The sequence below is a fragment of the Nocardioides exalbidus genome (assembly GCF_900105585.1).
Lineage (GTDB): Bacteria > Actinomycetota > Actinomycetes > Propionibacteriales > Nocardioidaceae > Nocardioides > Nocardioides exalbidus.
Window position 1 is genome coordinate 407,719 of the sequence record NZ_FNRT01000002.1, and the last position, 13,280, is coordinate 420,998.

Annotated in this window: 13 protein-coding genes; 2 read left to right on the forward strand and 11 right to left on the reverse strand. The window is 72.3% G+C overall.

Translation table 11 applies throughout. The features are described 5' to 3' along the window. The 4 genes from modA to BLV76_RS02375 form a co-directional block, all read right to left on the reverse strand. Window positions 1–783 (reverse strand): molybdate ABC transporter substrate-binding protein, encoded by a 783-nt coding sequence (gene modA / locus BLV76_RS02360; protein ID WP_090967690.1) that lies wholly within the window; start codon window positions 781–783, stop codon window positions 1–3. Then, complete coding sequence (locus tag BLV76_RS02365) at window positions 780–1,175, reverse strand: TOBE domain-containing protein (protein WP_425433726.1); 396 nt, start codon at window positions 1,173–1,175, stop codon at window positions 780–782. Before BLV76_RS02365 ends, modA begins: the two co-directional genes overlap by 4 nt. Window positions 1,176–1,248: 73 nt before the next feature. Beyond that, window positions 1,249–2,214, reverse strand: a complete 966-nt coding sequence (locus BLV76_RS02370; RefSeq protein ID WP_090967692.1) for a peptidylprolyl isomerase — start codon at window positions 2,212–2,214, stop codon at window positions 1,249–1,251. Between the two features lie 97 nt (window positions 2,215–2,311). Continuing rightward, window positions 2,312–2,536: a DUF1272 domain-containing protein gene (locus BLV76_RS02375; protein ID WP_217630239.1), complete on the reverse strand. Its 225-nt coding sequence runs from the start codon at window positions 2,534–2,536 to the stop codon at window positions 2,312–2,314. A 101-nt stretch (window positions 2,537–2,637) separates the two neighbouring features. Here BLV76_RS02375 and BLV76_RS02380 point away from each other — a divergent pair, with 101 nt between their 5' ends. Together BLV76_RS02380 and BLV76_RS02385 are read left to right on the forward strand one after the other, a co-directional pair. Then, window positions 2,638–2,979, forward strand: a complete 342-nt coding sequence (locus BLV76_RS02380; protein ID WP_090967694.1) for a YciI family protein — start codon at window positions 2,638–2,640, stop codon at window positions 2,977–2,979. 50 nt (window positions 2,980–3,029) lie between these two features. Then, on the forward strand, window positions 3,030–3,590 hold the full coding sequence (locus tag BLV76_RS02385) for a hypothetical protein (RefSeq protein ID WP_090967695.1): 561 nt from the start codon (window positions 3,030–3,032) through the stop codon (window positions 3,588–3,590). Window positions 3,591–3,660: 70 nt separating this feature from the next. Here BLV76_RS02385 and BLV76_RS02390 read toward each other — a convergent pair whose 3' ends face one another. From BLV76_RS02390 to BLV76_RS02420, 7 genes are all read right to left on the reverse strand, one after another. Further along, the gene (locus tag BLV76_RS02390) at window positions 3,661–9,162 is read right to left on the reverse strand and encodes an Ig-like domain-containing protein (protein ID WP_090967696.1); all 5,502 of its coding nucleotides are present in this window, start codon (window positions 9,160–9,162) and stop codon (window positions 3,661–3,663) included. Between the two features lie 44 nt (window positions 9,163–9,206). Beyond that, window positions 9,207–9,713, reverse strand: coding sequence for a phage tail protein (locus BLV76_RS02395; RefSeq protein ID WP_090967697.1), 507 nt, complete (start codon window positions 9,711–9,713; stop codon window positions 9,207–9,209). Between the two features lie 12 nt (window positions 9,714–9,725). Continuing rightward, window positions 9,726–10,214: a phage tail protein gene (locus BLV76_RS02400; protein ID WP_217630240.1), complete on the reverse strand. Its 489-nt coding sequence runs from the start codon at window positions 10,212–10,214 to the stop codon at window positions 9,726–9,728. 36 nt (window positions 10,215–10,250) lie between these two features. Continuing rightward, window positions 10,251–10,763, reverse strand: a complete 513-nt coding sequence (locus tag BLV76_RS02405; protein WP_090972224.1) for a phage tail protein — start codon at window positions 10,761–10,763, stop codon at window positions 10,251–10,253. Further along, window positions 10,763–11,197: a DUF6916 family protein gene (locus BLV76_RS02410; protein ID WP_139306444.1), complete on the reverse strand. Its 435-nt coding sequence runs from the start codon at window positions 11,195–11,197 to the stop codon at window positions 10,763–10,765. Before BLV76_RS02410 ends, BLV76_RS02405 begins: the two co-directional genes overlap by 1 nt. Before the next feature lie 102 nt (window positions 11,198–11,299). Beyond that, window positions 11,300–11,587: a DUF1905 domain-containing protein gene (locus BLV76_RS02415; protein WP_090967700.1), complete on the reverse strand. Its 288-nt coding sequence runs from the start codon at window positions 11,585–11,587 to the stop codon at window positions 11,300–11,302. Window positions 11,588–11,734: 147 nt separating this feature from the next. After that, a complete protein-coding gene (locus tag BLV76_RS02420) occupies window positions 11,735–13,198 on the reverse strand; it encodes a S8 family serine peptidase (RefSeq protein WP_245734510.1) in 1,464 nt (487 codons plus the stop codon). Between the last annotated feature and the right edge of the window lie 82 nt (window positions 13,199–13,280).

The window sequence follows — 13,280 nt, forward strand, 5'->3', positions numbered from 1 at the left end:
TCAGGGAGCCGGCGCGAACCCGGCGTCCCGGAGGACCGACTGCCCGGTCTGGCCGACGACCAGGTCGACGAACTCCTGGGCGAGGTCGGCGTTCTCGCTGTCGGCGATCGTCGCGATCGGGTAGGAGTTCACGGCCGCCGAGGACTCGGGGAACTCGATGCCCTCCACGTCGTCGCCCGCGACGATGACGTCGGTGACGTAGACCAGCCCGGCGTCGGCCTCACCCGTGGTGACCTTGGCGAGCACGTCGGTCACCGACTGCTCCTCGCTCACGGGCGAGAGCTGCACCCCGGCCGAGTCCGCCACCGTCTGGGTGGCGGCCCCGCACGGCACCTCGGGGGCGCAGATGACGAGGTTGAGGCCCTTCTCCGACAGGTCCTGGAACGATTCGATGCCCGCCGGGTTGCCCGGGGGGACGGCGATCTCGAGGGTGTTCGAGGCGAACACCACGGGCTCGGACCCCTGGAGGTCGTCGGCCGTCAGCTTGTCCATGTTGGCCTGGTCCGCGGACGCGAAGACGTCGGCGGGCGCGCCCTCCTGGATCTGGGCGACCAGGTCGGAGGAGCCCTGGAAGTTGAACTCCACCGTGACCCCGTCGTGGGTCGACTCGAAGTCGTCCGCGATGTCCTCGAAGGTCGAGGTCAGGGAGGCCGCGGCATAGACGACCAAGGTGGTCCCGCCACCGTCCGCGGCCTCCCCCGCCGGGTCGTCCGAGCCGCACGCAGCCAGCGTCGTCGCCAGCAGCAGCGAGGTGGCGAGGGCGAGGGGGGTGGAGCGCTTCATGATTCTCCTTGGGGGGCTTCGACGACCACGGTGGTCGACTTGATGACCGCCACTGCCACGGATCCGAGCTCGAGCCCGAGGTCGCGCACGGCCTCGCTGCTCATCAGCGACACGACGCGGAAGGGTCCACACTGCAGCTCGACCTGCGCCATCACCTTGTCGACCTGGATGTCGGTCACCAGGCCGACGAACCGGTTGCGCGCCGAGCTCACCGGCCCGTCCGGGTGCGCCGGGAGCGAGGCGTGCTGGCGGGCGACCTGGGCCACCTCGAAGCCGTCCACCACCTTGCGACCGGACTCGTCGTCGGTGGCGGTCAGGAGTCCCCGGTCGATCCACCGGCGGACGGTGTCGTCGCTCACCCCGAGGTAGGCGGCTGCATCTCGAATCCTCATCTGCGGCATGGTCAGCCGAGCGTAGTCGCTGATCTACGACTGGAGAAGCCCGAGAGGTCCGAATCTGCGCCTGTCAGCGCTCCTCGATCGTCACCTTCTCCATGAACAGGCGCTTCGCGAAGGACTCCCCGCCCATGCCGAGGCGGTCCATCGCGGTCATGGTGTCGATGACGTCCATGCCGGAGAGCACCCGGGCGAAGGCCGTCTGGACGCGGTTGGTCGCGAAGCCGGCCTCGAACTCCTTGCCGTAGGCGATGAAGAAGCCGCTGCCCGCCGTGTAGGGCTGGCCGAGCCCGGCCGTGGTCACCGTGCCGACCGGGTAGCCCTTCCGCTCGGCGAGGTCGAGCTCGTCGGGCAGGCGGTAACCGGCGTCCCACCCGACCGTGTTGTCGCCGCTGCCGGCCTCCACCGCCGCGATCGCCCCGTAGTCGCGGAAGACCTCGAGTCCGTCGTAGAAGCCCTGCCGGGCGAGGAAGACGAACGAGTTCACGGCCACGGGGGCGTCGTCCTCGAGCAGGTCGATGACGATCGGACCGCACGACGTCTGGATCCGCGCGACGTAGTCCACGCCCGGTTCGACCACCTGCGCGGGCCCACCGGGGAAGCGCGGCCGGGTGGCGCGCGCGTTGGCCGGCGCCCTCGCGCCGCAGGCCACCGGGCGGTCGTCACGCGGCGGCTTCAGCCCGCTGTCGACGGCGGTGCCGGGCTGGACGGTGAAGTCCTCGGCGACCACCTCGCCCGCTGCCATCGCCTCGTTGGCCGCGGCTGCCTGGGCCTCGCCGGCCGCCTCCTCCTCGAGCATCGAGGTGTCCTGCGCCTGGGGTTCCCCCGATCCCTGGTCCGCGGCCGGGTCCTGCTCGTCACCACCCCGGGTCAGGATCGCGACCAGCCCCACCACGACCACCGCGGCGACCACCGCGGACAGGACGCTGAGCAGGACGGTACGTCGACGGCGTACTGCTGCCTGCTGCTCCTGCGCGCGCTGGAGCGCCTCGCGCTCGACCTCCCGACGGGTCTTCCGCTGCTTGTTGCTGCTCACGTCCCACTCCTCGGCCGACGGCCGTGTCGCCCGGGGCGTGCGGCCTCACCGGATCGGGAGGGCCCCTCGGGCGGGAGCCTAACCGGCGTGCCCACCGTCAGGTGCGGAGGACGCGGGTCGTCGAGGCGGGGTGCTTGGCGAGCTGGGCCGGAGGTCGGACCGGACGCCGCTCGAAGTTGCCGCCGCAGTTGGGGCACACGCCGGCCAGGACGTCGCGCACGCAGTCGACGCAGAAGGTGCACTCGTAGGTGCAGATCCGCGCGTCCGGGGACTCCGGCGGCAGGTCCCGGTCGCACTGCTCGCAGGAGGGTCGCAGCTCCATCACGCGGACATTGTGTCCCCCCGGCCTGTCGATCGCGGGGCGGCTCGTGCGTCACAGTGGTGGAGGGCCGCACCGGGCGGCCCGTGACGTCAGGAGCCTCCATGACGAAGTACGCCATCTACTTCCACCAGCAGTGGGTCGGGGACCACCCGATGGAGTGGTTCATGTCTCGCGTCGAGCCGTCCACGGCCGTCGTGGCCGAGATGGAGGCCGCCGGGGTGCTGGTGTTCGCGGGCGGGCTCGTCGAGGACATGACGCAGGCGTTCAGCGCCGACGGCACGAGCGGCGAGATGGTCGTGACCGACGGCCCCTACACGGAGACGACGGAACAGCTCGGCGGGATCACGATCATCGAGGTCGAGACCCTCGAGGAGGCCAGGGAGTGGGCCGCGAAGGTCGCCGAGGGCTGCGGGTGGCCCCAGGAGGTCCGGGTCGTCAAGTAGGACCTGCGAACCCGAGGCAACCCCTCCCGGCCCTGGTGCGTCTACCCGTCATGAACACCACCAAGCGCACCACCATCCTGGGCGCCGCCGGACTGGCGGTCGCAGCCCTCACCCTGACCCAGCTCGCCCCGGCGAGCGCCGACGGCGCCGGGGCCTCCGACGCCAAGGACCTCAAGCACGGGGTCGACCTCCGCTCGGTCACCGTCGAGCACGGCACGAGGAACGTGGTCGTGACCACGACCCACACCGACCTGGTCGAGTCGTTCCGCAGCGGCTCGTCGGGCGCGGTCTTCCTCGACACCGACCCGGACGACGCCGGCCCGGAGTACGTCTTCGTCGGCGGGTTCTTCGTCGGCACCGACTACAACCTGCTCACGACCGACGGGTTCGCGACGTCGGCGTGGGGCGACCCGGTCGAGGGGTCCTACAAGATGAAGGTGGACTACGAGAAGGAGACCGTGCGGTTCCGGATCTCCCGCGCCGCCCTCGGCGACCCCGACGAGGTCCGGGTGGCCGTCCGCGTGGCCGGCACGAAGCCCAACGGCAAGGACACGAAGGTGGACTGGCTCGGCGCCCCGCGCAGCTTCACCGACTGGGTCGCCTCGAGCTGACGGTCCGGGCTCAAGGACGTGTGGCGGTCCGGCGGTCCTGACCGCCGCACCGCCACACGTCTCGCGTGATTCAGGGACCGAGCAGGCGACGCTCGGCCCGCGACGGGCGCAGCACCCGGTCGCCCTGCTTCTTCGAAGGGTCGACGACGTCGTCCTTGCCCCACGCGACGAACAGGTCCGCACCCTTCCCGCCGACCAGCGCGTCCGCGCCGGGGCCGCCGACGAGCACGTCGTCGCCCGCGCCGCCGACGAGCCGGTCGTCGCCGAACCCGCCGTAGAGGTGGTCGTCGCCGCCCTTGCCGAGCAGCACGTCGTCACCGTGGCGGGCGAGCATCACGTCGATGCCCCGGCTGCCGACGAGTCGCTCGTCGCCGTCACCGTCGACCACGAACCGCAGCCTGACGGTCCGGGTCGCCGACCCGGCCGTCGCCGTGACGACGACGGTGCTCGCCCCGGTGGCCTCGGCCCGTCCGGCCAGGGTGAGCTGGCGGACCGTGCCCGAGCCGGTGACGCTGATCGCCGAGGCCGGGAGGACCCTCTCGTTCGACGACGTCGCCGTGAAGGTGACGTCGCTGCCGACGACTTCTAGCGGGAGCGCGACACGGTTCGCCTCGCGGTTGCCGGGGCGCTGGAGCAGCCGGAGCGACGTGAGCCTGCCGGCAGGGCGCCACGCCGCCGTGCCGGAAGCGGCGGCGGAGGTGTTGCCGGCTGCGTCGGTGACGGCGCCTCCGCGGATCGCGAGGGTGACGTCGCCCGCTGCGGTCATGCCGGTGACCGTCGCCTGCCAGGTGGTGCCGGCGACCGGGGTGAGCGTGACGGCGCTCGACCGCGCGGACCCGGAGACCGACAGGTCGTCGCCGTCCAGCCCGGTGACGGCCTCGCCGGCGGTCACCGTGAAGGTGACTGGTCCGGCCTCGGTGACCGACGACGGACCGCTGACCCGCAGCACCGGCGCGGTGCGGTCTACGCGGACGGCGTACGACGCCCCGAAGGCGAGGTTGCCGCCTGCCGAGGCCGCCGCCAGCTCGGGGACCGTCACGGAGACGTCGCCGTCAGCGGTCGCGGCCAGGACGAAAGTCCACGTGCGGGCGTCGACCTTCGTGAAGCCCGACAGCGTCGCACCGGCGACGCGGAGGTCGGACTCCTCGAAGCCCAGCACGGCCTTGCTGAAGGTCGCCGTGACCGGGATCGTCGAGGCCGTCGTGACGCCGGAGACCGGCGAGGTCAGCGCGAGCGTCGGGCGCGTCGAGTCGAACTCACGGGTGAGGGTGTTGCTCGCGGCCGACGGGATGCCGGCCTGGTCCTCGGTGGCGCCCGCGACCACGCGCAGGCCCACCGTGCCCTCGCTGGCCGGGACCAGGTCGGCGGTCCAGCGGTTGCCGCCGCCGACCAGGTTGGTGACCGTCGCATTGGTCGCCACGAGGTCGGCGGGGTCCAGGCCGGTCACGGTCTCGGACGCGGCGATCACGACCGGGACCGGCGAGGTGGTGACGACCGCACCGGTCGGCGAGGAGACGGTCAGGACCGGGACGGTCGTGTCGTACGTCGTCGACACCGCACCGCTGGCGACGCTCGGGTTGCCAGCGGCGTCGGTCGCGGCGCCGGCACCCACGGACACGGTGACGTCACCGTCGGAGGACGGGGTGACCCGGAACGACCAGTCGGTGCCCGACCCGGTGACCTGCGAGGCGGACCCGTTGGTCACCGCGACGAGGGCCGTGGAGAGCGAGAGGACCGGCTCGGAGAACGTCACGTCGACGTCGTACGCCGTCGTGGCCGTCGCAGGTGCCCGGAGCGAGGACACCGTCGGCGAGGTCGCGTCGTAGGTGACGGCGACCGTGTCCGACGCGGTGTTCGCGTTGCCCGCGTCGTCGGTCCAGGTGCCGGCGGGCAGCCGGACGGAGGCCGAGCCGTCGGTCGTCGGGGCGAGGACCACGTCGAAGACGCGGGGGCCGCCGGCCACGGAGGTCACGGTGCCGTTGGTGGTGTCGAAGTCGCCGGCACTGATGGTGGCGTCGTCGCTCAGGGTGAGGGTCAGCGTGATCGGAGCGTTGACCAGCGCTGGGCCGGTGTAGGCGAGGTCGGCCGTCGCCGTGGTGTCGTAGGTCCGCTCGAGCAGCGTGCCGGCCAGGGTCGCGTTGCCGGCCGCGTCGGCGGCCGCGCCGGCGGCCAGGCTGACGCCGAAGGTGCCCTCGTCCTCGGGCGTCAGGGTGACGGAGAAGGACGTGCCGCTGCCGGTCAGGTTGCTGGCCACCGCGTTGTCGGTCGTGAAGGCGCCGAGTCCGAGCCCCGAGACCGGCTCGGAGAAGGTCACGTCGACGGTGATGGCGTCGTTGACCGGGTCTCCCGCCGAGCTGCTCAGCACGACGCTCGGTGCGGTGCGGTCGCTGTCGACGGTCAGCGTCGTGCCGGCGAGGGACGCGTTGTCGGCGAGGTCCTGCGCGACACCGGCCGGGACGGCGACGCTGACCTGCCCGTCGCCGGTGGGGGCGACGGAGAGGGTCCAGGTGTTGCCCGGGCCCGCGGTGAAGCCCGACGGCGTGCCGCGGGTGACCACCACGTCGGCGGCCGTGAAGCCGGTGACCGCCTCCGGCCAGGTGATCGTGACCGGGAAGGACGCCGCGTTGGTCGGGGACGAGGCGCTCGTCGTGATCTGTGGCGTCGGACCGGTGGTGTCGTACGTCCGGGACACGGCGGAGCCCGCCGTGTTGGTGTTGCCGGCGCCGTCGACGGCGACGTCGGCGGGGACGGCGACCGACACCGGACCGTCGGCGGACGGAACCACGCTGACGGTGCGGGTCGCGCCCGTGCCCGACAGGCTCGCCGTGCCGTTGGTGACGGTCAGCTCGCCGGCCGTCAGGCCCGTCACCGGCTCGGTGAACGTCAGCGTGAAGACGATCGGGTTGTCGCCGGTCCGCTCGCCCGCGGCCGACGCGACCGTCACGTCCGGGCGGGTGGCGTCGTAGGTCGTGGTGCTGGTGGCGATCGCGTTGCCGTTGCCGGCGGCGTCGGTCACGGATCCGGCGGGCAGCCGCAGGACGACCGGCCCCTCGGTGGCAGGCACGACGTGGACCGTCCACGGACCGGCACCGGTGAGCTGGTCGGCGGTGCCACCGGTGACGGTGAAGTCGCCGAGGGTGAGGCCGGTGACGGTCTCGCTCGCGCTCACCGTGACGTCGTACGCCGTCCGCTGCGGGCCGGTGGGCCCGGTGAGGGTCATGACGGGGGCCGTGCGGTCGGACGTGCGCGAGGCGGTGGTCGTCCCGGCCGTGCTGGGGTTGCCGGCGGCGTCGGACGAGGTCCCCGCGCCGGGACGGAGCGTGACCTGGCCGTCGGCGCTCGGCGTGACCCGGACGGTCCACGAGTCGGTGGGCCCGGTGCCGGCGTTGGTGCGGACGACGCTGGCGAACGTGCCGCCGGTGATCGTCAGCTGCGCGGCCTGCGGCTGCGTGACGGGCTCGGAGAAGTCGAGGCGGAACTCGATCTGCGAGGCGTTGGTCGGGTCGGGCCCGAGGGCGGTCGTGGTGACCGACGGGGGCTGGCGGTCGACCGTGTAGGCCGGGCCGGTGAAGGGCAGGTTGCCCGTCGCCAGCGACTTGTTGCTGGCATCGGTGGCCGTTGCGCCGGCAGGCACGACGAGCGCCACGTCGCCCGCGCCGGAGCCGAGGGTGGCGGTCACGGTGCAGGTGGTCGACGAGGCGCCGGCGCAGGTGACCGAGGCGAGCGTGGCGGAGAGCCCGCCGGTCGTGGCGAGCTGGAAGTCGTCGAGCAGCACGCCCGAGACGACCTGGTCGAAGGTGACCTGCCAGGCCACGCTGGACGCGTTGGTCGGCGTGCTCCCCGACCGGGTGATGCCGGTGACCTGCGGCGCGTAGTCGACGGTGGTGCTGGCGGTCGCGGTGTCGTTGGTCGCCGGGTCGTCGACGACGAGCCCGACGGGAGCGACCGTGGCCGTGGCGGTGCGGACCGTGCCCTCGGCGGCCGCGTCCAGGGACCCGGTCAGCGTGATCGTGCCGCCGGCGCCCGGGTTCATCGCCGGGACGTCCCAGCCGCCCGCGGAGAACACCGCGGGCCCGGTGACGGTGCTGCCGGTCTGGGTGAAGCCCGGGAACGCCAGGGTGAGCCGGCTCGCGACCCTGCCCACCGAGGCGGCCGTCGTGCCGTAGCCGACGGTCACGGTGACGGTGTCCGCGGCGTTGACGCCGGCGCGGGCGGGGCTCGGCCTGGCCGGCGAGACCGAGATGGTCGTGGCGAGGTCGACGAGCGCGGCCGAGCGGCGGATCGCCACTCCGGGGACAGCGTCGGAGCGCACCCGCGACCAGACGTGCTGGACCGCACCGGTGAGGTAGGTGGCGAGGGCCGGGCGCATCGACTCGGCGTTGTCGTAGGACATGTCCGCGTCGGTCGTGCTGACCTGGGCGAGATCGACCAGGGAGGTGCCCGACACGCGGCCGGACATCACCTCGTAGTGGCCGGTGCCGGCGGTCGACGTACGCCGCGCGAAGCTGATGACGTCCTGGCCCTGGGCCGGGTCACCTGCGACGGTCGGCCACGTGTCGTGGGCGCCGGAGGTGACGGCCGTGCCGGCGTCGGCGACGTAGTTGTCGCCGAAGAGCGCGGTGAAGACCTGGTAGCCGCTGCCCGCGCTGTTGGACGACCACACGACCCGGTAGTCACTGCCACCGCGGATGTCCGGTGAGAGCTGCTCGATCGCCGCGCCGGCCGGGGCCGAGGCGCCGATCGACGGCACTGTCGTGACGACACCGTTGGTCACGCGCGCCACCTGGATGCGACGCTCCGGGCCTGCGCCCTCCCAGATGATCGCCGCGCGCTGGCCGCCGAGGTTCACCGACGCGACCCGCGGCCGGGTGCCGGTGCCGACCTGCGTGATGGTCGGGGTGCCGGACAGGTCGAACGGGACTCGCGTGGTCCAGACGCCGTAGGTGCCGTCGCCGGTCGTGGCCGTGTCGCCGTCCCAGACGACGCGGAGCTGGCCCTGGTCGAGGGTGACGTCGGGGTGCTGCTGGTCGTACGCCGGGTTGGTGGGCGCGACCGCTGTCAGCGCGGTCGGCGTGATCTTGGTGAGAGCACCGGGGTCGAGGATGCCGCCGAGCACCTGCCAGCTCGTGGTGTCGGTCGGCGTCGGAGCCCCGGTGGTGTCGGCGAGCACGTCGCCGGCGAAGACCAGCGCCACCTTGCCGTCGGGCAGCGTGGCGACGGCCGGGTCGGTCGCGTCCTGCGTCGCGTCGTCCGTGGCGCCCATCGAGGCGAGGAGGGTGATCGGGCCGGTGGCCGCGCCCGAGGCGTCGAGGATGCGGCCGTAGACCTCGCGCTTCACTCCTTGCGTGTTGCCGCTGGCGACGTTGCGCGCGCCCTCCCAGACCACGAGGGTGCGGCCGTCGTGCAGCCCGGCCGCGACGGACTCGCCCACGCCGACAGCTGTCGTCGCGCCGGAGATGACGGTCTCGCCCGCGCCGAGCGCGCCGGCGTGGGCGGGCGCCTGGACGAGGGCGGGCAGCGAGGCGGCCAGGGTCAGTGCGGTGACCCCGGCGAGGCGGTGGCGGAGAGGCACGGGTGTCCTTGAGGTGAGCATCGAGGGAGGTCGGCGGTGGCCGGTCAGTTCTGCGAGGGGAAGATGCCCACGAGGGCGATGATCGCGTTGAGCGTGAGGTAGGGCTGCAGGTTGGTGTGCGGCTGGCTGCCGCCGACGTTGCCGACCGTCGCCGGGTGGAAGGTGCCGTTGGAGGCGCTCGGTGCGGTGTAGACGGTCTCGCCACTGGCGAACGCCGTGCCGGACGGCGCACCGGGGTCACCGGTCGTACCGCGGTGGTCGGACACCGCGTAGCCGTGCGAGTGGCGCGGCATCTCGGCCTGGGTGAGCGCGTGCGCCTCCTCGCCGCCCGTCTGACCGAGGACGTGGCTGCCCGCGCCGACGATGACGCGGCCCTGGAGGTTGGGCAGCGCGAAGTTGGTCTGGCCGTTGCCGCCGTACATCGTGCCCAGCAGGGAGAAGAGCGCCTGGTTCTGGTTGATCGGGAGCAGCTGGCCGTTGCAGAAGGCCCAGCCCTTGGGTGGGAAGTTGAAGGAGACCCACTGGATCTCACCGAGGAACGGTTCGAGCATCGAAGGGTCCTTTCACCAACGCGGAGGGAACACGCCCTGGAGCGCGATCGCGTAGTAGAGGGTCAGGTAAGGCTGCATGTTGTTGTGCGGCTGGTCGCCACCGGCCGGCTGCAGTGGCCCGTTGGCAGAGGTCGCCGAGTGGAAGACAGGGAGCTCGGTGGTGCCCGGGTAGGCCGTGACGGGGTTGGCGGACGTGCCGACCACGGTCGATGCGTTGACCTGGTGGGCGTGCACCGGGATCTCGGACTGCAGCAGGGTCACACTCTCGGTGCCGCTGGTCTCACCGAGGTCGTGCAGCGAGAGACCAGGCCCCTGGTTGGGGTGCATCGCGACGTTGCCGTTGAGGTTGGGCAGCGCGAACGTGCTCTTGCCGTCGCCGCCGTACGTGGTGCCGAGCAACGAGAAGAGGGCGGTGTTCTGCCAGATCGGCAAGAGCTGCCCGTTGCACCACGCCCAACCCTTGGGGCAGAAGTTGAACGGGAAGAGGTTGATCTCAGCCACGAAGGGCTCACTGGCCACGAGGGATTTCCGTCCGGTTCAGCTCTGCGGCGGGAAGACGCCGAAGAGCGAGATGATGAAGTTCACGCAGAGGTAGGGCTGCATGTTGGTGTGCGGCTGGGAACCGCCGGCAGCCGTGGAGGTCGTCATCGCCTCGGTCGGTCCCGCGGTCGCCCACGGCGCCTCGGCGGCCGTCGCCGCAGGCACGCCACCCACCGCCGACCGGCTGCTGGCAGCCGTGGACGACACGGGGAGGCCGTGCGAGTGGGCAGGGACCTGGTTGGCAGTGAGCGTCACCTCCTCGACGCCACCGGTCTCGGCCAGCGTGTGGGTGGTGCCACCCTGCGAGGTGCCCGCGTGCATGGGCAGCCGGCCGCGCAGGTCGGGCAGCGCGAAGGTCGACTGCCCGTCACCCCCGTAGGTGGTGCCGATGAGGGTGAAGAGCGTCTGGTTCTCGGAGATGGGGAGCACCTGACCCTCGCAGAACATCCAGCCCATCGGGGGGAAGTTGCCCGCGAACATCCGCAGCTCGCCGACGTACGGCTGACCCATCAGCCCCTCCATCCGTTGAACGTGGCAGTGACCTGAGTGCGCTTGCCCTTGGCGGCCGGCATGCCCGGCACCAGGAAGAGCCGGAAGCGGTGCGAGCGCCGGGTCTTGAGGCTCCAGGTGCCCTGCTCGGCCGTGGCGCGCGTGCTGAAGACCAGGACGTAGGACTTCCGGCGCCACTTGGCGAGCTTCTTGCCCTTCAAGCCGCGCGGCCGGTAGTCGCCGTCCTCGACGGCGTCGAGGCGCAGCTTGAGCGTGCGACCGCCCAGGGTCGCCTCGAAGGTCTCGCCGACGAGCTTCTCGAAACGCGCGCGCTTCGGAGCCGTGGCGGCCTCGGCGATGTCAGGTGCGGCGACCGTGACGACGGTGGCGGCACCGGCCGCGATCACCGTCCTCCGGGTCGCCGCCGTCGAAACCAGCGGTGCGTGCGTCTCCACCCGAAACCCGATCCGTCCTCTACCCGTGCGCTGACAGACGGACGATTTCACGTCCGCACCCGCGGCGTACGTGGAATGGCGAAAGAGGACCCGAGGGGCCGGTCAGTCGCGGCCGACCTGCATCCGCACCTCGACGACGTCGCCGAGCTCGACCTCCTCGGCCCTCCGCACGGCCACCTTCACGGGCAGGAACCAGGTCTCCTCGCGCGGGAACATCGCGGTCTCGAACTCGGTGTCGCCGATCTGCGCGACGACGGGCACGACGCCCCAGTAGACGACCTCGGCCTTGACGTCCTCGACGAGGTCGGCGGCGTCCAGCGGAAGCCGGACGAAGAAGTACGGCGCGGGGCCGCGCCACTCGACGACCTCCCCGGCGAACTCGATCTCCATGCCGCCCACCCTCGCAGAGATCCGACCGGGACCCGTGCCGAGATGGCAGGACGGGCAGGAGCCCCTGTGACTCCTGCCCGTCCTTCCACCGCGCCCCTGTTGCACGGTGGTTCCCCCTGGAGAGGGAAGTCGATCCGCACCCTGTGGCTACCCCAGGGCGGCGACCGCAGCCACGACGTCGACCAGGCCGTAGCCCTTGTCGTAGGACGTGGTGCCGAGGGGACCGGGCTGGTAGGCAGCCCCGTCCGTGAACTTGTGGGCCGAGACCTTCAGCGCCTGCTCGATCTCGGCGGGGGTCGCGCTCGGTCGGGCCTGGAACAGCTGGGCGACGATGCCCGCGACGTGCGGGGCGGCCATCGACGTGCCGCTGATCGTGTTGAAGGTGCCGATGTCGAGGACGCCGGGGCCGTTCTGCGGGTCGAGCCCGGTGGCGCAGATGACGAGGTAGAGCCGGCACGACGAGGTGATGTTCTCGCCCGGCGCGGAGATGTCCGGCCAGGTCGAGGCGTCGGTGGACAGGCCGCGCGAGCTGAACTCGGAGACCACGCCGTCCCGGGTGCCGGTGTCCTGGTCGTAGTAGGACGCGACCGAGAGGATGCCACCGGTCGGGTCCTGGCCGGGCGGGTTGGTGAGGCTCGCGGAGCCGTCACCGCCGTCGTTGCCGGCGGCCCACACGGTCACGACGCCCTCGGCCGCGAGCGCCCGCTGCAGCTTGACGGTGGCCGACTCGGGGTCGAAGGCACCCCCGCCGGTCGGGCCGTAGGAGTTGTTGGTGACCTTGATCGGCGGGCACGTGGAGGCGGGTACGCCGGCCCCGCACGGTGCCGCGTGGTTCTCGAGGACCCAGTTGAGGGCCGAGTCGGCGCCGAGGATCACGATCGCGGCGCCGGTCGAGATGGAGACGAGCTTGGCGCCCGGAGCGGCGCCCTGGAGCCTGGCGCCGTCGCTCAGCGTGGTCGGGCGACCGGCGACGATGCCGTTGACGTGCGTGCCGTGGCCGCCGACCGACAGGGTGTCGGTGTCGACGACGTTCGGCAGCTTCTGGACCGAGCAGGTCTCGGTCAGCGGCTCGCACAGCGCCTTGAGGTTGGCCACGACCGCGCTCGAGCCGTCGGCCTCCTTGAGGTAGGGGTGGGTCGGGTCGACGCCGGAGTCGATCACGGCGACGCTCACGCCCTTGCCGGTCAGTGCGGAGCCGTCGGCGCCCGTCAGCGTGGAGGCCGCCTCGGCGCCGCGGGTCGCGGTGTTCGAGGTCTCCTGCGCGAACGTGATCGGCTGCGCGCCACCCTCGACGTAGGTCACCCCGGGTGCGGTGCGCACGGACTGGATCTGGCTCCTGGTGGCATTGGCGATGACGACGCCGATGCCCGTGAACTCGCCGGTCTTCCGCATCCCGGTCGCGGCCACGGCCTGGCGGGCGGCGGCGATCGAGCTGCCGTGGACCATCACCGTCGTCCTGCCGGTGAGGCCCGTCAGCTGCTGGGTCAGGAAGGAGCTGAGGTTGGCCGGGGCACTCGCGTCGGGCGCGGCCTGGGCGGTGCCGGCGACGGCGAAGGTCGCCGAGGCGGCGAGCACGCTCGCCGCGCAGGCGAGCAGGGGCTTGAGGTTCACGGTGGTCTCCCGAGGTTCCCGAGGTGTCGAGTCGTCGCCCACTCAACGACGTACGGCGCGCGGGGTCACGCCCGTCCTGGGA